The sequence below is a fragment of the Rhodococcus sp. (in: high G+C Gram-positive bacteria) genome (genome assembly GCF_049299235.1).
Taxonomy (GTDB): Bacteria; Actinomycetota; Actinomycetes; order Mycobacteriales; family Mycobacteriaceae; genus Rhodococcus.
In genome coordinates this window covers 1-18,935 of record NZ_JBAQXC010000274.1, presented here as the reverse complement: position 1 = coordinate 18,935, position 18,935 = coordinate 1, and the positions used below count along the sequence as shown (strand labels likewise).

The following is an 18,935-nucleotide window of genomic DNA, read 5'->3' as shown; positions in this document are numbered from 1 at the left end:
GTAAGGAGCGGCGCGCCGCGGCGCGCAAGGACGCGAAGGGCGGTTCGCGCCGCCGCTGACCGAGACGGCCCCGCACCCACAGCGCCGGTTCAGCCCAGCCGCAGTGCCGGTTCAGCCCAGCCACAGTGAGGTGATGAGCCAGCCGTGTGGAGTACGACGCGTGGGTGCGGTCCGCGTGACGCGGCCGGCGAGTGCGAGGACACGACCGCCGCGCGTGTACGAACCGAACAGTTCGGCGGTGTCGGTGTCGACGCTGCGCAGACGGGTGCGGAGCAGCATCGCGCTCCCCGCGTCGGTCGGGTTCGCCGACCGCGCGGGTACCACCGCGTCACACACGACGGGATCGAGCACGGCCTCGAGTTGGCTGTCCGGCCGCCGCCGGTCGAGCACTTCGAGCACGAGTCGGACTGCCCGGTCGGCGAACGCGGCGGCTGCCGGATCGATGCACTCCGCGAACGTTGCGGGGGCAGGTCCGGTCCGTTCCGGACGCGGTGACCTGCCGTCGTGCGCGGTTGCCCGTCGTGTCGTGTACCGACGCGGCCGATCGTGCCGGAACGGTGGTTCGTACGGGGGGATCCGCAGGATGTGGCGGATACCGGAGGTGTCGGGCATGCGTCTCTCCCAGTCGACGTGCGCGGTGGGTACACCCACGAGGGGTGTGGTGGACGCCGGGAGAGGACGGAGTCGCCGTCATCGTGTCACACCGTCGGCACGGGCGCTCGCCGAATACTCCCTCTCGCCGGCGGAGTACCGGCATGACTCTGCTGTGCCGGGACTCTGCTGTGCCGGGACTCTAGGGTGAGTGGGTGCGGGGATTGATTCTGGATTTCGGTGGCGTGCTCGCGGGTCCTGGAACGGACGGCCGCGCCCTCGCGGAATTCGTGGGCGCAGTGCGCACACAGGGGGTGCGGACCGCGATTTTGAGCAACGAGCCGGGCGGTCCGGGGGCGGACCTGCTGCGCGACCTCGGCGGTGGACGGTTCGTCGACGAAGTGGTGGTGTCCGGCGAGGTCGGGGTGGCCAAACCCGATCGCCGCAGCTATCTGCTCGTGGCACGCCTGCTCGGTCTGGAACCGGCGCAGTGTGTCTTCGTCGACGATCGTGTGACGAACGTGCGCGGCGCGGTCGCGGCCGGGATGGTCGGTGTGCATCACGAGTGTCCGGATGCCGTTCTGGCGGAACTGACCGTACTCTTCGAGTTGAGCGCCCACGATGGGCGCCCGTGACCTCGATATCCGTGACTTCGTCGGCCGAGGGAACGGTCACGGACCGGGGTGAGGGGGACACTCGCAGATGACGACCCGCATGACCGCGCAAGACGCGTCGTTCTACTTTTTGGAAACGACGAACACCCCGATGCATATCGGGTCGCTTGCGATCCTCGCCGAACCCGAGGGTGGTTTCGATTTCGAAACCCTGTTGCAACTCGTGGAACGCCGGATCTCGGAGGTGCCGCGCTATCGGCAGAAGGTACGAGAGGTCGCGCTGGGACTGGCGCGGCCCGTGTGGGTGGACGACCGCGACTTCGACATTGCGTATCACGTGCGCCGCTCGGCGTTGCCGCGGCCGGGTTCCGATGATCAACTGCACGACCTGTTGGCGCGGTTGATCTCGCGCCCGTTGGATCGAACCCGCCCGTTGTGGGAGATGTATCTCGTCGAAGGCCTTTCCGGAAACCGGTGTGCGCTGTTCACGAAGTCGCATTCTGCGCTTGTCGACGGCGAGGACGCCTTGGATATCGGACAGGTTCTCTTCGATTCGGAGCGGACACCCCGGCAGGTGCCCGAAGAGTTGTGGATGCCGGAACAGGAACCGTCGGACACGGCTCTGGTGATCGGTGCGCTCGCGGATCTGATTGCGCGACCCGGGGAGGGCCTGGCGGCGGCGCGGTCCGCGGTGGGCAACTTCGCTGCGACGGCGACCGAGGCTGTCGACGTGGTCGGGCGGCTGGCCCGGACCGCCGCGCAGTCTGCGCCGGACAGCCCGCTGAACGAGTCGATCACGCGCAGCCGCAGGTTCGCGGTGGTCCGGTCCGATCTGGAGCCGTACCGCAAGATTCGTTCCCGGTACGGCTGCACCGTCAACGATGTCGTACTCGCGGTGATCGCCGGTGCGCTGAGGTACTGGCTGCTCTCCCGCAGGGAGCCGGTGACCGAGGCCTCGATCGTGCGGGCGATGGTCCCGATGTCGGTGTACACGCAGGACCCCCTCGACGTCGAGGACAGTGAGGCCGCGGGGACGATCCAGGTCCATCCGCAGGGCGAGGTGTCGACGTTCCTCGTGGATCTGCCGGTCGGGGAGCCGAACCCGGTGGTGAGGTTGTCGCACATCGCGCACGCGGGCGAAGCCTATGCTCGGCAGCGGAGCAGGATTGCGGCGCAGGCCATGATCCGGATCTCGGGCTTCGCACCGGCAACCATGCACGCGGTGGGGGTCCGGGTGGCGACCGGTTTCTCGCAGCGCATGTTCAACCTGATGATCACCAACGCGCCGGGGCCACAACACCTGCTGTACCTCGCCGGTGTGCCGGTGCTGGAGATGTATCCGGTGTCGCCGCTGCTGAAGAATCAGGCGTTGAATATCGCGCTGACGTCCTACAACGGGTGCGTCTACTACGGTTTGAACGCGGACCGCGATGCGATGCCCGATATCGGGGTGCTGACGTCGCTGCTGCAGGAAGCACTCGAGGAGTTGTTGGATGCCAGCAGGTAGAGGCAAGACGCGGGTCTATGTGCCGGCGACGATCGACATGTTGCGACGACTGGTCGCCGACGGTGAGGTCGACGCGGTGAGCCGAACGGCGTTCGCGGTGACGGCCGCCTTGCGCGAGGCTTACACGTCCGGTGACGATGACGAACTGGCCGAGGTTGCCATGTCTGAGGCCGCGCGGGCGTCGTTGCGGTTGCTCGCTGCCCGTACAGACGACGAATCCCGCACCGACGACGAATCCCGTCCCGCCGGAAAATCCGGAGCGGAGGTTCCTGCGCGTCGCGTGGTGGTGGCAGCGGACGTCGATGAGGCGACCCCCAGGCCGGATCTCGACGACGCGGTGGTTCGGCTCGTCGGGCCGCTGACGCTGGCATCGGTGGCGTCCGTGCACGTGGATCTCGAAGGTGCCACGGCCGATGTGGCGCGGGCGGTGGAGGTGATCGATGCCGCGGACATGGGTGACGAGGAAGCCGAGTTCGTGCTCGGCGACGCGGAGGATCACCAACTGGCCTGGTATGCGACGCAGGAGATACCGTTCCTGCTGGAATTCCTCTAGCCACAGCGGGTCGTGACGCTTGTCGACTACTTGTCCGTAACCTACGGGACCGTAACTTCTGGTAACCTACGGCACCGTAACCGCACTAGGTGAGGAGAAGTGGTCGATGGGTTTGAAGGAGTGGATCGAGCATCCCGCGGCGCACATCGCTGCGTCCGAACGATCCGTGTCGAATCTGGTTCGCGGTGCGGTCGCGCGGTTCACCACGCCGCTGTTGCCCGACGACTACCTCCACCTGGTCAACCCGCTGTGGTCCGCGCGCGAACTGCGCGGACGCATCGTCGAGGTGCGCCCCGAGACGACCGACTCGGCTACCCTCGTGATCAGGCCCGGCTGGGGCTTCGACTTCGGATACGCCTCGGGCCAGTACATCGGTATCGGCCTGCACATCGACGGTCGCTGGCACTGGCGGTCCTACTCGCTGACGTCGTCACCGACCTGGAACGACAAGCTCATCTCGATCGCGGTCAAGGCGATGCCCGAAGGCTTCCTGTCGAGTCACCTCGTCACCGGCGTGCCGGCAGGCACGATCGTGCGACTCGCGGCCCCGCAGGGCGACTTCATGCTGCCCGACCCGCCGCCGGAGCGCATCCTGATGCTCACCGGCGGTAGTGGAATCACCCCGATCATGTCGATGCTGCGCACGCTCGATCGTCGCGCCGTCGACCGTGACGCCGACCTGCCCGATATCGTGCACGTGCACTCGGCCCCGACCGCGGACGATGTGATGTTCCGCGCCGAACTCGAGACGTTCGACGCCACGCACGAGCGGTTCCGCTCCCACGTGCAGCACACTCGTTCACAAGGAAAGTTCGCTCTGGACCGGCTCGACGAGCTGTGCCCCGACTGGCGCGAGCGCCAGACCTGGGCGTGCGGCCCGCAGTCGATGCTCGACGACATCGAGGCGTTCTGGAAGAAGGCGGGCATCGAGGACAGCCTGCATCTGGAGCGGTTCGCGGTCAGTCGAGCCGATACCTCGGGTTCCGGCGGCACCGTCACGTTCGCCAAGTCCGGCAAGACGGTCACGATCGACGGAGCGACGACGCTGCTCGAGGCCGGTGAAAGCGTCGGTGCGCTGATGCCGTTCGGCTGCCGCATGGGAATCTGTCAGACTTGTGTGGTCCCGCTCGAGAAGGGGCACATCGTCGATCTGCGGTCGGGCAAGGAGCACTCCGAAGGAGAGCGCGTCCAGACCTGTATTTCCGCGGCTGCCGGGGATTGCACTCTCGATGCGTGACCTGCCTCCGTCCGTTCCATAGAAGGACCCCGAGTGGCTATCACCGATATCCGTGCGTTCGCGCATCTCAGTGATGCGGACATCGAAATGCTGGGTCGTGAGTTCGACACGATTCGCCGTGACATCGAACAATCACGCGGTGTGCGGGACGCCCGCTACATCCGCAACACCATCCGGCTTCAGCGTGTTCTCGAAATCGGTGGGCGGGCGGCCCTGTTCGGTTCGCGGAAGCGACCCCTGTGGCTGCTGGGCACCGGGATGCTCTCGCTGTCGAAGATCATCGAGAACATGGAGCTCGGGCACAATGTGATGCACGGGCAGTGGGATTGGATGAACGACCCGGAGATCCACTCCACCTCCTGGGAGTGGGATCAGACCGGACCGTCGGCGCACTGGAAGCGCGCTCACAATTACGCGCACCACACGTACACGAACATCGTCGGTATGGACGACGATATCGGGTTCGGCATCCTGCGGATGACGCGTGACGTGCCGTGGCGCCCGCGCAACCTGCTGCAGCCGTTCGCGAACGTGGTCCTCGCCGCGACCTTCGAGTGGGGCATCGCGCTCCATGATCTGTCGTCGCAGAAGGAGTCCGATCAGGTTCCGCACGACCTGTGGAATTCTCGGGCCAACAAGGACTTTGCGCTCAAGGCATCGCGTCAGGTTTTTAAGGATGCGGTGCTGTTCCCGGCGTTGACGGGTCCGGCCTGGCGCAGCACCCTGTCGGCGAATCTCACCGCGAACCTGATCCGCAACCTGTGGGCCTATGCGGTGATCTTCTGTGGCCACTTCCCGGACGGGGCCGAGAAGTTCACCGTCGAGCAGTTCGAGAACGAGACGCACGCGCAGTGGTATCTGCGGCAGTTGCTCGGTAGTGCGAACATCTCCGGCGGTGCGGTCATGGGATTCATGACCGGGAATCTGAGTTATCAGATCGAGCATCATCTGTTCCCCGATCTGCCGAGCAACCGGTATCCGGAGATCGCGGCGCGGGTGCGTGCGCTGTGTGCCAAATACGATCTGCCGTACACGACCGGTTCTCTCGGTCGTCAGTATCTGCTCGCGTCGCGCACGGTCCACAAACTCGCGTTGCCGGACCGCTTCCTGCGGGCCGGCGCCGACGATGCCCCGGAGACGTCGTCCGAGCGCAAGTTCTCGCCGACCCGGATCTCGGCGGCGTTGACGGTCGATCCGGTCACCGGCGGGCGGCGGGGTCTACTCACCGCGTTGCGTGCCCATGCGGAGGCGAAACGTGCTGCGCGCCGGTCGAAATGATCTTGTTCTGTGATTCCTCTCACAGGCGGGAATCGACCAACCTACGGAGCCGTAACTTACGGTAGGGTAGCCGCATGGCCATTTCGGACATCAAGGAGTACGCGCACCTGACGGAGGCTGACGTCGAGGCCATCGGCCACGAACTCGACGCCATCCGTCGCGACATCGAGGGTGCGCGCGGCGAGCGGGATGCCCGCTACGTCCGCAATACGATCCGCTTGCAGCGCGGACTCGAAATCGGTGGGCGCGCAGTGCTCTTCGGTTCCCGCAAGCGCTCGCTGTGGCTGCTGGGCACCGGGATGCTGTCACTGTCGAAGATCATCGAGAACATGGAACTCGGGCACAATGTGATGCACGGGCAATGGGACTGGATGAACGACCCCGAGGTGCACTCGGCGAACTGGGAGTGGGACAACGCCGATCCGTCGGCGCACTGGAAGCAGACCCACAATCACCTGCACCACAAGTACACCAACATCCTCGGCATGGACGCCGACGTGGGGTACGGGTTGCTCCGGGTGACTCGCGATCAGCGATGGAAGCCGTTCTACATCGGCAATCTCGCCTACAACGCGATCCTCGCGTCGCTGTTCCAGTACGGTCTCGCGATCCAGTTGCTCGAGCTCGGCAAGGTCGCCCAGGGTCGCGACGACCGCGAGCAGACCAAGCAACTCGGCCGCGAGGTGCTCGTCAAGATCGGCAAGCAGACCCTCAAGGACTACGTCGTGCACCCGGCGCTGACCGGCAAGGCATGGAAGTCGACGCTCACCGCGAACGCGACCGCGAACTTCGCGCGCAACATCTGGACCAACGCCGTCATCTTCTGCGGACACTTCCCGGACGGCGCCGAGAAGTTCACCAAGGCCGACATCGAGAACGAGACGCACGACGAGTGGTACCTGCGTCAGATGCTCGGGTCCGCCAACATTTCCGGCGGTCGCGTCATGGACTTCATGACCGGAAACCTCAGCTACCAGATCGAGCACCACATCTTCCCGGACCTGCCGTCCAACCGGTACCACGAGATCTCGATCCGGGTGAAGGCGCTGTGCGAGAAGTACGACCTGCCCTACACCACGGGCCCGCTCGCGGTGCAGTACTGGAAGTCGTGGCGGACCATCGCCAAGTTGTCGCTGCCCGACAAGTACCTCACCGACACCCGCGACGCCGCCCCCGAGACTGCATCCGAGCACGGATTCGGCGGCGAGGCCGCGATCGATCCGCTGACCGGCCGTCGGGTCGGTCTGGCCACGGCGATCGAGAAGTCCCGCAAGCGCGGTTTTGTCCGCCGCGTCCTCGGGATGCGCTGAGCTGCAACAGTTCCACCGTGCCTGCCCCGACTCCGGATGGAGTCGGGGCAGGCACGTCTGTTCACCGGGCTTCGTTCTCGATGAGTGAGGTGAGCAGTCCCCGTACCGCCTGCGCCCGGCGCAACGACTTTCCGGTGAGGTCGTCCAGCGCGCACTCCGGGTCGGCCGGCGGGCCGAGATGGGTACAGCCGCGGGGACAGTTCTCCACTGCCGCGGCCAGGTCGGAGAACGCGGCGACCACGTTCTCCGCGGAAATGTGTGCGAGCCCGAACGAGCGGATGCCGGGAGTATCGACGACCCAGCCGCCGCCAGGCAACGGCAACGCGACCGACTGGGTCGAGGTATGCCGGCCCTTGCCGACGCCGGACACCTCGCCGGTCGCCCGGCCCGCGTCCGGCACCAGTCGGTTGACCAGTGTCGACTTGCCGACACCGGAATGGCCGATCAGTGCGGTGACCGAATCGGCGATCAGTGCGGTGAGCTCGCTCAGGTCGTCGCCGCGGCCGACCAGCATCACCGGCAGATCCAGATCGGCGAACTGGGCCGTGAACTCGTCGGGGTCGGCAAGATCGGATTTCGTCAGGCACAGCACCGGCGACAGACCGCCTGCATATGCCGCCACCAGGGCACGTTCGACCAAACCGGTCCGGGGCGGCGGATCGGCGAGTGCGACGACGATGAGCAGGCGCTGTGCGTTCGCGACGACGATCCGCTCGAAAGGATCGGTGTCGTCGGCGGTGCGCCGCAGCACCGTATCGCGTTCGAGGACCCGCACGATCCGTGAGAGTGTGTCCGCGCGGCCCGACAGATCACCGACGACCCCTACACGATCGCCGACGACGATCGGCGTGCGTCCGAGTTCACGGGCGCGCATCGCGACGATCAACCGGTCCGGGTCGCCGTCGAGAACGACACCCCAGCGGCCCCGGTCGACCGAGACGACCATGCCGTCGACGGCGTCGAGGTGAGCCGGACGGTCCTTGGTGCGTGGCCGCGAGCTCTTGCCGGGGCGGACCCGGACGTCCGACTCGTCGTACCGGCGCCGCCGGTTCAGGAGCCCGTCCCTGTCAACATCGCCGCCCACCGCGACTCGAAGGCGGGCAGAGTCTTGGCGGTCGTGCCGATGTCGTCGACCTCGACATCGTCGACGACGAGACCGACGATCGCTCCCGCGGTGGCCATGCGGTGATCGGCGTAGGACCGCCACCGTCCGCCGTGCAGGGCGGCCGGTTCGATGCGGATCCCGTCGTCGGTTTCGGTTGCCGAACCACCGAGCCGGACGATTTCGGTGACCAGCGCCGCGAGTCGATCGGTTTCGTGGCCACGCAGGTGCGCGATGCCGCGCAACCGCGACGGCGTGTCCGCGAAGACGGCGAGCGCCGCGACCGTCGGGGCGAGTTCACCGACATCGTGCAGGTCGATGTCGATGCCGGTGAGCCGCTCCGGACCGCGGACCGTCAGGATTCCGTCGGACCAGTCGACGGTCGCGCCCATGCGCTCGAGGATGCCGCGGATCGCGTCGCCCGCCTGCGTGGTCGTCTTCGGCCACATCGGCACCGACACCGACCCGCCGGTGACGGCCGCCGCGGCGAGGAACGGAGTCGCGTTCGACAGGTCCGGTTCGACGTCGACGTCGAGCCCCCGGATCGGGCCGGGCGCCACGCGCCAGGTGTTCGCATCGGACGTGTCGACGTCGACACCGGCGGCGCGCAGCATCTCCACGGTCATGTCGATGTGCGGCATCGACGGCACCGGCTTGCCGTCGTGGTGGACGGTGACGCCGTCTGTGTAACGCGCTGCCGACAGCAGCAGCCCGCTGACGAACTGTGACGACCCGGACGCGTCGATGGTGACGGTGCCGCCGCGCAACGCACCGGCACCGTGCACGGTGAACGGAAGGCTGTCGCCGTCCACGTCCGCACCGAGGGACCGCAGCGCACCCAGGACCGTGTCCATCGGCCGGGTTCGGGCCTGCTCGTCGCCGTCGAAGTGGACATCCCCACCGGCCAGCGACGCAAGTGGCGGCACGAACCGCATCACCGTGCCGGCGAGTCCGCACGCGACGTCGCCGCCGCGCAGTGCGCCCGGCGTGACGTCGAGGGTGGTGCCACCGTCTCGTTCGGTGATCGTCGTGCCCAGCCCGCGCAGAGCACCGATCATGAGGTCGGTGTCGCGGCTGCGCAGCGCCCCGGCGATCGTCGAGGGGCCGTCGGCGAGGGCAGCGAGGATCAGTGCGCGATTGGTGATCGACTTGGATCCGGGCAGTGTCACGGTCGCGTCGACGGGGGACTCGGCTCGGGGGGCTTTCCACAGGGTCACCCGACCATCTTCTCCCATCGCGGGGACCGAGTGCGCATCCGGCGCGTTCGGCTCGGTGAAACCCGGCTGTCGGAGTCGGCTGGCACACTCGGTGTATGTGCGGCAGGTATGCGACGACGGCAGACCCGGCGACCCTCGCGGCGGATCTCGACGCGGTCGACGAAACCGGTGGGGAACCTGATGGCACCGCCTTCCCCACCTACAACGTCGCCCCGACGACGCAGGTACTCACCGTCGTCGCCCGGCACGACCGTGAGCATCCGGACGACCCCGCGACGCGGCGGGTCCGGCGCATGCGATGGGGCCTGGTTCCGTCGTTCGCGAAGGAGGTCGGCAAGAGTGCCCCGCTGTTCAATGCGCGCTCGGAGTCGGTAGCCACGAAACCGTCGTTCGCGCAGTCGCTGCGGTACAAGCGTTGCCTCGTACCGATGGACGGCTGGTACGAATGGCAGACCGAACCGACACCGGACGGCAAGGCCGCGAAGGTGCCGTACTACATGTCCCCGCAGGATGGTTCGCGGATCTGCATGGCCGGACTCTGGGCCGTGTGGCACGACCCGAAGTCGCCCGACGCGCCGCCGCTGCTCAGCACCACGATTCTCACTGCCGATTCGGTTGCGCAGTTACGCAACGTCCACGACCGGATGCCGCTGATCCTTCCACCCGAGCGGTGGGATGCGTGGCTGGATCCGGACAGTCTCGGCCACCCGGACCTGATCCAGCCGAGCCTCGACGCGGTCTCGGCGATTTCGATCCGGCGAGTGTCCCTGAAGGTCAACAGCGTCCGCAACGACGGCCCCGAGTTGCTGGTCCCGTACGACGGCAGCGGCGTTCAGATTCCCCTGCTATGACGTCCGGCGGTAATCGGCGCGACCACGGCACCGGTGAGCCGGATCAGATCGGCCGGAGTCAGTTCGATCTCCAATCCGCGCCGCCCGGCGCTGCACAACATCCGGCCCCAGCGCGCTGCCGATTCGTCGACGACGGTGCGGAGCCGACTGCGTTGGCCGAGCGGGGAGATCCCACCGAGCACGTACCCGGTGGCGCGTTCGGCATCGGCCGGTTCCGCCATCACCGCCTTTCCGACACCGAGCGCTCCCGCAACGGACTTGAGCGAGAGCTTTGCAGGCACCGGGATCACCGCAACGGCGAGCTTGCCGTCGGACAGCTTCACCATGAGCGTCTTGAACACCTGCGCTGCCTCGACGCCGAGACGCGGGCCGAGGATATCGACAGCTTCGGTTCCGTACGAGACCGCGCGGGACCCGGCGCTGTGCGACACCGCGCGGGTGTCGTGGTCGTACTCGTGAACCCGGTGCGGCACCTTCCGGCGGGTGAGCAGCGTCGTCGCGGGGGTCGAGGTCGAAGCCATGCTGTCACCATAGGAACAGCTGTCACCATAGGAACAGCCGACATGCGGTCAGGTCGCAGGCAGGGAACAACTCGCGACGGCCTCGCGTTGATTCGTGGTGGTCGACCCCGGCGAGGGGTCGCGCAACCATTCGACGACGAGTGATCGGAGTGCCGCGTGCCTGTGTTGTGTCCCTCTCGGGCGCCTGCGCCGGTTCCCCCTCGGACGGTAGCCTTCACAGAAGCGGCAAGTGAAGGGATCGGTGTGGTCGACAAGGGTGTGGTCGAAGAGTCGGGTGTGGTCGAAGAGTCGGGTGCGGAACTGGCCGAACGGTTCGAGCGCGACGCGCTGCCGATGCTCGACCAGCTCTACGGTGCCGCCCTGCGGATGACCCGCAACCCGGCGGACGCCGAGGATTTGGTTCAGGAGACCTATATCAAGGCGTTCTCGGCCTTCGCGTCCTTCAAGAAGGGCACCAACCTCAAAGCGTGGTTGTACCGGATTCTGACGAATACCTACATCAATTCGTACCGTAAGAAGCAGCGCCAGCCGGCGCAGTATCCGACGGACGAGATCACCGACTGGCAGCTCGCCGCGACCGCCGAACACAGCTCCACCGGACTGCGATCGGCCGAGGTCGAGGCGCTCGATGCACTACCGGACGATGCGATCAAGAACGCGTTGCAAGAACTCCCCGAGGAGTTCCGGATGGCGGTGTACTACGCCGACGTCGAAGGATTCCCGTACAAGGAGATCGCCGAGATCATGGGCACACCCATCGGCACGGTGATGTCGCGTCTGCACCGCGGTCGCAAGCAACTGCGTGGTCTGCTCGCCGATGTCGCGCGCGAACGCGGATTCAACCGGGGTGACAGGGCAGCGGCAGATGCCGCCGGCACGGCTACTGCGAGTGCCGGCACGAACGACAAGGGGGAAGCCCGGTGAGCGAGCTCGAATTCGAACCCATCGACTGCTCAGCGGTGATCGCCGACGTGTACCTTCTGCTCGACGCCGAGTGCGACGACACCTCCCGTGCGAGACTGCAGCGCCACCTTCACGAATGCGGCGAATGTCTCGAAGCGTACGGGGTGGAAGAGAAGATCAAATCGCTGCTCAGCCGAAAGTGCGGCGGCGAACACGCGCCCGAGGGGATGCGGGAACGACTGATGGTCGAGATCCGCCGGACCGTCGTGGTGACCAGGATCGAGCCGGAAGGCTGACCGGCACCGCAGGCTGAGCGGCACCGCAGGCAGGCCGAACCGACAGCAGGCCGAACCGACAGGCACACCGATCGAGGGGCCGGAAAGCATGTGCTTTCCGGCCCCTCGACGTCTGTGCGCACGCCTCAGGCGTTGGGGCGCTTACCGTGGTTGGCGGCGTTACCCTTGCGACTGCGCTTCTTGCGGCCTCGCTTACCCATGGTCTGGACTCCTTTCTCGTTCATTACAGTGTTTCACGTGTGGTTGGGTGGTCCTGTCGGCAGGTCTGCCGTGATGTCCACGGATTGGGGTTTCGATGGCTGAAGACGTACGCGCCGAGATGGTTTCCACTGTCTTCGAGGTGGTGGTGAACAACGGGGACGTCGTCGAGGTGGGCGACACTCTCGTCATCCTCGAGTCGATGAAGATGGAGATCCCGGTCCTCGCCGAGACCGCCGGGACGGTCACCGCGCTCGAGGTCGCCGTCGGCGACGTCATGCAGGCAGGCGACCTCATCGCCGTCATCTCCTGAGCGGCTACGGACCGGTGTCGACACTCAGTGCCCTGCTCGCCCAGTACACCGACCTGCCCGGCGCCGCGGTGGATCATCTGCAGCGGGTCGTCGGCGAATGGCAGTTGCTCGCCGACCTGTCCTTCGCCGACATGCTGTTGTGGGTGAACGCGGAGCCCGGCGGGATCGTGTGTGTCGCACAGTGCAGGCCGACGACGGCCTCGACCGTGCTGCCGGAGGACTCCGTGGGTACCGTGGTCTCCGAGGACGAGCATCCGTACGTTCCGAGGGCATTCGAGACGGGCAAGATCGTCGTCGCGGACGTCGACCCGACCGACTCGGTCCCGCTGCGCAGGCAGGCCGTCCCGGTGCGCTGGGACGACAAGGTCATCGCGGTGCTCAGCCGCGACGCCGCACACGTGTCGCGGCGATCGACGAGCGCACTGGAAACCGCCTACCTGGACTGTGCCGACGCGCTGTACCGGATGATCTGTGAGGGAACGTTCCCGACTCCGGAGTCACGATCGGACACGAAGTCCAGCCCCCGGGCCGGTGACGGGTTCATTCGGCTCGACCGCGACGGCCGCGTGACATACGCAAGTCCCAATGCGCTGTCCGCCTACCATCGCATGGGTCTCAGTTCCGATCTGGTCGGTCAGGATTTGATCGAGACGACGCGGGCGCTGGTCACCGACCCGTTCGAGAGCCGCGACGTTTCGGAATATTTGAGCGGTGCGGTGGAGGGCCGCATCGGTCAGCGCATGGAAATCGAGGCGCGCGGTGCGACGGTGCTGCTGAGGGCGCTCGTGCTGGCACCCGGCGGACGGCTCGAGGGGGCGGCCGTCGTGATCCGCGATGTCACAGAGGTCAAACGTCGTGATCGCGCGTTGCTGAGCAAGGACGCGACGATCCGCGAGATCCACCATCGGGTGAAGAACAACTTGCAGACCGTGGCGGCGTTGTTGCGGTTGCAGGCGCGACGCACCGGGAACGCGGAGGCTCAGCAGGCGCTCGGTGAGGCGGTTCGGCGCGTCACCTCGATCGCGCTCGTGCACGAGGCATTGTCGATGTCCGTCGACGAGGAAGTCGACCTGGACGACGTTGTCGACCGGTTGATCCCCATCGTCATCGACGTCGCGACTGTGGGCAGTTCGATTCGGGTCCGCCGCGAGGGCAGCCTCGGCGTGTTCCCGGCGGACCGGGCGACTCCGCTGGTCATGGTTCTCACCGAGTTGGTGCAGAACTCGGTGGAGCATGCCTTCGATCCCGGCGTGCACGGCACCGTGACGTTGCGCGCGGACCGGTCGGCGCGCTGGCTCGATGTGGTCGTCAACGACGACGGCAAGGGCTTGCCGGACGGTTTCGTGCTCGAAGAGGCGGATCGGCTCGGACTGCAGATCGTTCGGACGCTGATCGCTGCGGAACTCGGCGGAACGCTGCGCCTGGCGCGCGGCGAGTCGGGTGGAACCGACGCGTGCCTGCGGTTGCCGCTCGGACGGATGCCGGCGACCTGACCTGTGCCGGAGGACCGCGGGTGCCGGGCCTGCCCCCGGACAGGCAAAAGCCCGGCACCCGAAATGGTGCCGGGCCGTCATCGAGCCCTGTGGTACCCGCCCCGCGGCGATGCGGGGTGGCTGCCGTGTTCGGTCTACACTGCGGTGCGTGCGCGAGTGCGTGCGTTACGACGCTTGAGCGCGCGACGCTCGTCCTCGCTCATACCGCCCCAGACACCGGCGTCCTGACCGGATTCGAGAGCCCAGGACAGGCAATCCGCAACCACCGGGCAGCGGTTGCACACGAGCTTGGCATCAGCAATCTGCGCGATGGCCGGGCCACTGTTTCCCACGGGGAAGAACAGTTCCGGGTCCTCGTCGCGACAGATTGCCTTGTGGCGCCAGTCCATGCTTCTACTCTCCTTCGAAGGTGCTCTCCGCACCGGGGTGATGGTTTCTGCAAGTTCATGCGCGCGTTCGACGACCGTTTCCGCGCGGTTACTTGTGAATGCTTTCACGAACGAGCGTGAAGTCAATAGAATTCATCCCGACCGTGGGGAAGCTCACGCCGCCGGTGTCCGGGCATGTTGCCGAATTAACTTTCTACACCCTTGACAGGGTGACTGTCGCCTGTTTCACATAATTACAGCAGTGAAATTCACGAGTGCGAGCGCCACCGTGTCCCGGCGCGAGCGCCACAGTGTCACCGCGCGGGAGCCACCACGTCGAGTATCGCGGGCACCGAAACGAACTCGACCTCCGTGTGGAGGCCCAGATAGTCACCATCGACCTGCAGGCCGATCGGCCGGCCCGCGACTACCCGGACACGCGCCACGTCGTCGGCCCGAACCAGGTGCTTCGACCGTGGATCACCGCGGCGTACGAGGAACTGCCGGATCAGACGCAAGGTGGGGACCACAGCCATCGTCCGCATCGCGAAAACACCCAATCCGGTGTCGAAGGATGTGCCTGGATTGGTGTGCACCGGGCGTGCATCCAGGAACGTCCACGGACTCGAATTCGACACGAACACGTAGAACACTCCGGGCACCGGATCGTGGCCCGGCAATTCGACCGTGAGTGCGGGCTCGATGCGCTTGGACGCGAAGAACTGCGTGATCGCGTGCCGTACGTACCGGGCGGTCGTGACCTGCTTCCCCTCGGCCCGGCTGAGGTCGATCGCTTCGCAGACCTGCGCGTCCAGGCCCAGTCCCGCGTTGAACACGAACCAGCGGTCCGCGCAGTGGCCGAGGCCGATCCGGCGGTGCGTCCGATCCGCGAGCAGTCCGAGCAACTGTTCGGTGGCCGCCATCGGATCCGCAGACATTCCCAGCGACCGCGCGAACACGTTCGCAGAACCCCCCGGCACGACGGCCAGCAGCGGCAGCGTCGGATCCACCGGATCGGACGGGCACCCCAGCATGCCGTTGACGATCTCGTTGACAGTGCCGTCGCCGCCGTGAGCGACGATCACGTCCATGCCGTCGGCATGCGCGGATCTGGCCAGTTCGGCGGCATGACCACGATGCGTGGTGTGTGCGACGGTCAGCGCGACGGCGCCACCGAGCGCATGCGCGAGCCGGTCCCGACCCGCGGGAGTGGTCGTCGTTGCGTGGGGATTCACGATCAGCAGAGCGCGCACGGAACATCAGCCTAAGTGGTCGCGGCCGGGTCCACTACGCTGGCCGGGTGCCCATCGAGTCCCGTCGCAACATCATTCCGCCGACCGTACGCATCGCGGGTTCCCTCGTCGTCCTCGAAGGGGCTGTCGCGATCGGGTTCGCGGTGTATTCGATCGCGCTGGCGCTGTCCGGGACGCGCGACGAGAGTGCCACCAGTGAATACGGACTGGAACTGGGACTGGGTCTCGGGTTGTGGCTGGGCATCCTGTTCGGAGGGGTGCTCGCCGCCGGGATCGCGCTACTGCGCGGCAAACACTGGGGCAGGGCCGTCGCCGTCGTCACCCAGTTGCTGCTGCTGCCGGTCGCATGGTCGCTGCTCACCGACTCGCACCAGGTGGCGCTCGGCATCGTGCTCGCAGCGATCGTACTGCCGACGCTGGTGCTGTTGTTCGCTCCGCAGACGACGACCTGGCTGGGGGACGACTACGCGCCGGACGCTGAACGCGAGGACGATCCGGGCGAGCGCTGATCCCGCGATGGCAGGGCTCCTCAGGCGATCGGCCCGGCAGGCGCCTCGGTGCCCAGCGCCGTCAGAGCGGCGCCGGTGAGACGGAATGTCGTCCACTCGTCCTGCGGAACTGCCCCGAGCGCGCGATAGAAGCCGATCGACGGCGTGTTCCAGTCCAGTACCGACCAGCTGAGCCGGCTGTAGCCGCGATCGACGCATTCGGTGGCGAGCGCCGTCAGCAGCGCGCGGCCGTACCCGTGGCCGCGGTACTCGGGGTTCACGAACAGATCTTCCAGGTAGATTCCGTGCACTCCGTCCCACGTGGAGAAGTTCAGGAACCACAGCGCGAGTCCGACAACGGTGCCGTCGTCGGTCTCGGCGACGTGCGCGAACACCGCCGGATCCGGGCCGAACAGTGCGGTGTGGATCTGCCCGGGTACCACGGTGCATTCGGAGGCGGCCTTCTCGTATTCGGCGAGGTCGTGGACCAGGCCGGTGACGGCGGCGACATCGTCTGGGCGTGCACGGCGGATCACGATCGGATGCGGTCCTTTCGGAAATGACGCGGCTCGTCGGGTGCGCGACGTGGTGTCAATTCTCGCGTACAAGCGCGAAGTGCGCGAGGATCGACGCGTGACAACGGTACTTGCGGTGGCAAATCAGAAGGGTGGCGTCGCGAAGACGACCACCGTCGCGTCGCTGGCGGCGGCATTGGTGGGGGTGGGGCAGCGGGTACTCGTCGTCGACCTCGACCCCCAGGGATGCCTGACATTCTCCCTCGGGCACAACCCGGACCGGCTCGAACGGTCCGTGCACGACGTGCTCGTCGGCGATGCGGAAGCGAAGGAGGTTCTGCTCGACACTGACGAAGGGGTGAGCCTGCTGCCCGCGACGATCGACCTTGCCGGCGCCGAGGCAATGCTGCTCATGCGCCCGGGGCGTGAGTTCGCGCTGAAACGAGCACTTGCGCCGCTCCTGCCCAACTTCGACGTGGTGGTCATCGACTGCCCGCCGTCGCTCGGCGTGCTGACACTCAACGGGCTCACCGCGGCGGAGGCGGTGCTCGTGCCGCTGCAGTGCGAGACCCTTGCGCACCGCGGCGTCGGCCAGTTGCTGCGCACGGTGTCGGAAGTCAAGCAGGTCACCAATCCCGACCTGGAACTGCTCGGGGCGCTGCCGACCCTGTACGACGCGCGCACCACCCACAGTCGGGACGTGCTCGCCGACGTCGCGGACCGGTACGACATGCCGGTGCTGTCGCCGCCCATTCCTCGGACCGTCCGGTTCGCGGAGGCATCGGCGTCCGGGGCGACGGTACTCGCCGGCCGTAAGAACAAGGGCGCGCAGGCCTATCGTGAACTCGCCGAGAACCTGCTCGGATACTGGGCAGGGAAGAAGCTGGTGACGTTCGACCAGCAGTAGCCCCGGTCCGGCGCGGTTCGTGCGGCGCGGTTCAGCGCAGTGCGGTTCAGCGCAGTGCGACCACAACGTCGCCGCGCTGTTCGAGGACGGTACCGCCCGCGACGGTCACCGCGATCGGGTCCGGTGTGTCGCGATCGACAGGAATTCGGCCACGCAGCTCGCCGGATACGGGGTCGACGACGGCGAGCGCGCCGTCGATCGGCAGCAGCAGCGACCCGGCCATCGAATCACCCCAGCCGGTGGTGCCGGGCACCGTCCAGCGCGGTGCCAGGTCCGACGGCCCGAAACCGATGGTGTCCTCCCCGGTCCACCACGTCACGGTCCCGTCCACCGTCCGGGCGGGAACGGTCGCGGCATCGGTGGCGGGGCGGGGGAGTGGATACTCGCCGACTGTCTGACCGGCGCCTTCGAACACCCGGATGCGCGGGCCGGTTCCGTCACCGGGCGGCAGGTACAGGGCAGTCCGATCGTCGACAACAGCGACCACGCGCGTTCCCACGGTGCCTTGAGTTCCCACGGTGTCTGGGGTTTCCACGGCGTCCTGGGTGGATTCGGCCAGCACGGAGGATGCGAATTCCTCGGGCTTCTGATTGTCGTCGGGCACCGGATCGAGCAGGGTCAGCCGGTCGGCTGCCTCGCCCGGGCAGCGTTCGACGACGGTGAGCCGGGTCGCGCTCGCACCCGCGGACAGCAATGTGCACCCCGTTCGTGGTTGCGCATTCGGATTGACGGCCGCGTCGAGGTACCCGTATTCGACGGTGCGGACGAGATCCGAGCGCCACATCTCGAGGCGGCGGTCACCTGCGGAGATCAGGTGGGTTCCGGCGTCGACGAGCGCGATCTCGTCGTCGGCGTCGCTGGCCCGTTGGGCACCGCGCGCTCCGCTCGCGGCGGTGAGCTGCGTGACCTGGCTGCATCCACGCCGGTCCCGGTAGACGGCGACGACGGTCTGCCATGCGGCAGTTGCCGCACACAGCGGCATGTTCCGCTGATAGCGCCAGTGTTCGGCACCGGTTTCCAGATCACGGCCCACGACGGTGCCACCATCGGCGATCGCGACGGTTCCGCCCACTGCGAGTGGCCGCGCGGTGGCGGCGCTGGCAGCACGCCACACTTCGGTGAGGGCAGGCGGGACCGCGGTCGCAGCAGCCGGGACGGCAACAGCTCCGTCCCACGTGATCGATGTCGTGCCGCGCGCGTCGGATCGGAGCCAGATCACACTCGCCGCCACCAGGACGGTGACGGCGAGTGCTGCTGCGACGATCAGATCGGTGCGCGTGCGGCGCTCGGGCGCGAGCACGTGACTGCGACTACTGAGCGGCCGAGGCCGAGACCGTGTCCTGCGTGCCTGCGGTGGCGTTCGAGGACGAACCCCCACGACGCCGCCGGCGCCTGCGGCGAGCAGGGGCGTCGCCGTCTG

General features: G+C 67.0%; 22 protein-coding genes. 13 read left to right on the top strand and 9 right to left on the bottom strand.

Annotation, left to right across the window (positions count from 1 at the left end):
- Positions 1 to 111: 111 nt before the first annotated feature.
- Positions 112 to 612 carry an Rv3235 family protein gene (locus WAX14_RS16195; RefSeq protein ID WP_422629076.1) on the bottom strand — a complete coding sequence of 167 codons (501 nt, stop codon included), beginning with the start codon at positions 610 to 612 and terminating at the stop codon, positions 112 to 114.
- 194 nt (positions 613 to 806) lie between these two features.
- Between WAX14_RS16195 and WAX14_RS16190 the strand changes: the two genes are divergently transcribed.
- From WAX14_RS16190 to WAX14_RS16165, 6 genes are all read left to right on the top strand, one after another.
- Positions 807 to 1,226 carry an HAD-IA family hydrolase gene (locus tag WAX14_RS16190; protein WP_422629075.1) on the top strand — a complete coding sequence of 140 codons (420 nt, stop codon included), beginning with the start codon at positions 807 to 809 and terminating at the stop codon, positions 1,224 to 1,226.
- A gap of 67 nt (positions 1,227 to 1,293) precedes the next feature.
- Positions 1,294 to 2,712, top strand: coding sequence for a WS/DGAT/MGAT family O-acyltransferase (locus WAX14_RS16185; protein ID WP_422629074.1), 1,419 nt, complete (start codon positions 1,294 to 1,296; stop codon positions 2,710 to 2,712).
- On the top strand, positions 2,699 to 3,265 hold the full coding sequence (locus WAX14_RS16180; protein ID WP_422629073.1) for a DUF6912 family protein: 567 nt from the start codon (positions 2,699 to 2,701) through the stop codon (positions 3,263 to 3,265). Before WAX14_RS16185 ends, WAX14_RS16180 begins: the two co-directional genes overlap by 14 nt.
- Before the next feature lie 106 nt (positions 3,266 to 3,371).
- Complete coding sequence (locus tag WAX14_RS16175) at positions 3,372 to 4,502, top strand: ferredoxin reductase (RefSeq protein WP_422629072.1); 1,131 nt, start codon at positions 3,372 to 3,374, stop codon at positions 4,500 to 4,502.
- Positions 4,503 to 4,535: 33 nt separating this feature from the next.
- Positions 4,536 to 5,780, top strand: a complete 1,245-nt coding sequence (locus WAX14_RS16170; protein WP_422629071.1) for a fatty acid desaturase family protein — start codon at positions 4,536 to 4,538, stop codon at positions 5,778 to 5,780.
- A 74-nt stretch (positions 5,781 to 5,854) separates the two neighbouring features.
- Positions 5,855 to 7,090, top strand: coding sequence for a fatty acid desaturase family protein (locus WAX14_RS16165; RefSeq protein ID WP_422629070.1), 1,236 nt, complete (start codon positions 5,855 to 5,857; stop codon positions 7,088 to 7,090).
- Positions 7,091 to 7,151: 61 nt separating this feature from the next.
- Here the strand turns inward: WAX14_RS16165 and rsgA are convergent, their stop codons facing one another.
- Positions 7,152 to 8,174, bottom strand: a complete 1,023-nt coding sequence (gene rsgA, locus WAX14_RS16160) for a ribosome small subunit-dependent GTPase A (protein ID WP_422629069.1) — start codon at positions 8,172 to 8,174, stop codon at positions 7,152 to 7,154.
- Positions 8,141 to 9,427, bottom strand: a complete 1,287-nt coding sequence (aroA, locus tag WAX14_RS16155; protein ID WP_422629068.1) for a 3-phosphoshikimate 1-carboxyvinyltransferase — start codon at positions 9,425 to 9,427, stop codon at positions 8,141 to 8,143. The genes rsgA and aroA overlap by 34 nt, the downstream gene beginning before the upstream one ends.
- A 77-nt stretch (positions 9,428 to 9,504) precedes the next feature.
- Here aroA and WAX14_RS16150 point away from each other — a divergent pair, with 77 nt between their 5' ends.
- Complete coding sequence (locus WAX14_RS16150) at positions 9,505 to 10,260, top strand: SOS response-associated peptidase (RefSeq protein ID WP_422629067.1); 756 nt, start codon at positions 9,505 to 9,507, stop codon at positions 10,258 to 10,260.
- Here the strand turns inward: WAX14_RS16150 and WAX14_RS16145 are convergent.
- On the bottom strand, positions 10,242 to 10,781 hold the full coding sequence (locus tag WAX14_RS16145; RefSeq protein WP_422629066.1) for an aminoacyl-tRNA deacylase: 540 nt from the start codon (positions 10,779 to 10,781) through the stop codon (positions 10,242 to 10,244). The two genes, WAX14_RS16150 and WAX14_RS16145, sit on opposite strands and share 19 nt — an antisense overlap.
- A 243-nt stretch (positions 10,782 to 11,024) precedes the next feature.
- Here WAX14_RS16145 and WAX14_RS16140 point away from each other — a divergent pair, with 243 nt between their 5' ends.
- Complete coding sequence (locus tag WAX14_RS16140; protein WP_422629065.1) at positions 11,025 to 11,705, top strand: sigma-70 family RNA polymerase sigma factor; 681 nt, start codon at positions 11,025 to 11,027, stop codon at positions 11,703 to 11,705.
- On the top strand, positions 11,702 to 11,980 hold the full coding sequence (gene rsrA, locus WAX14_RS16135) for a mycothiol system anti-sigma-R factor (protein ID WP_422629064.1): 279 nt from the start codon (positions 11,702 to 11,704) through the stop codon (positions 11,978 to 11,980). Before WAX14_RS16140 ends, rsrA begins: the two co-directional genes overlap by 4 nt.
- 125 nt (positions 11,981 to 12,105) lie before the next feature.
- On the opposite strand, the gene WAX14_RS16130 is transcribed toward rsrA, so the two are convergent.
- On the bottom strand, positions 12,106 to 12,180 hold the full coding sequence (locus tag WAX14_RS16130) for a 50S ribosomal protein bL37 (RefSeq protein ID WP_022597109.1): 75 nt from the start codon (positions 12,178 to 12,180) through the stop codon (positions 12,106 to 12,108).
- A gap of 95 nt (positions 12,181 to 12,275) precedes the next feature.
- On the opposite strand from WAX14_RS16130, the gene WAX14_RS16125 reads away from it, so the two are divergent.
- On the top strand, positions 12,276 to 12,491 hold the full coding sequence (locus tag WAX14_RS16125; protein WP_422629063.1) for a biotin/lipoyl-binding carrier protein: 216 nt from the start codon (positions 12,276 to 12,278) through the stop codon (positions 12,489 to 12,491).
- 14 nt (positions 12,492 to 12,505) lie between these two features.
- Complete coding sequence (locus WAX14_RS16120; RefSeq protein ID WP_422629062.1) at positions 12,506 to 13,984, top strand: sensor histidine kinase; 1,479 nt, start codon at positions 12,506 to 12,508, stop codon at positions 13,982 to 13,984.
- Positions 13,985 to 14,118: 134 nt separating this feature from the next.
- On the opposite strand, the gene WAX14_RS16115 is transcribed toward WAX14_RS16120, so the two are convergent.
- Entirely contained in the window at positions 14,119 to 14,373 is a 255-nt protein-coding gene (locus WAX14_RS16115; RefSeq protein ID WP_068157905.1) for a WhiB family transcriptional regulator, read from the bottom strand.
- A gap of 293 nt (positions 14,374 to 14,666) precedes the next feature.
- A complete protein-coding gene (locus WAX14_RS16110; RefSeq protein ID WP_422629061.1) occupies positions 14,667 to 15,605 on the bottom strand; it encodes a diacylglycerol/lipid kinase family protein in 939 nt (312 codons plus the stop codon).
- 47 nt (positions 15,606 to 15,652) lie between these two features.
- On the opposite strand from WAX14_RS16110, the gene WAX14_RS16105 reads away from it, so the two are divergent.
- Positions 15,653 to 16,114 (top strand): hypothetical protein, encoded by a 462-nt coding sequence (locus tag WAX14_RS16105; RefSeq protein ID WP_422629060.1) that lies wholly within the window; start codon positions 15,653 to 15,655, stop codon positions 16,112 to 16,114.
- A gap of 20 nt (positions 16,115 to 16,134) precedes the next feature.
- On the opposite strand, the gene WAX14_RS16100 is transcribed toward WAX14_RS16105, so the two are convergent.
- Positions 16,135 to 16,629: a GNAT family N-acetyltransferase gene (locus WAX14_RS16100; RefSeq protein WP_422629059.1), complete on the bottom strand. Its 495-nt coding sequence runs from the start codon at positions 16,627 to 16,629 to the stop codon at positions 16,135 to 16,137.
- Positions 16,630 to 16,726: 97 nt separating this feature from the next.
- On the opposite strand from WAX14_RS16100, the gene WAX14_RS16095 reads away from it, so the two are divergent.
- Positions 16,727 to 17,515: a ParA family protein gene (locus WAX14_RS16095; protein WP_422629058.1), complete on the top strand. Its 789-nt coding sequence runs from the start codon at positions 16,727 to 16,729 to the stop codon at positions 17,513 to 17,515.
- Between the two features lie 46 nt (positions 17,516 to 17,561).
- On the opposite strand, the gene WAX14_RS16090 is transcribed toward WAX14_RS16095, so the two are convergent.
- On the bottom strand, positions 17,562 to 18,815 hold the full coding sequence (locus tag WAX14_RS16090) for a hypothetical protein (RefSeq protein WP_422629057.1): 1,254 nt from the start codon (positions 18,813 to 18,815) through the stop codon (positions 17,562 to 17,564).
- Positions 18,816 to 18,935: the final 120 nt, after the last annotated feature.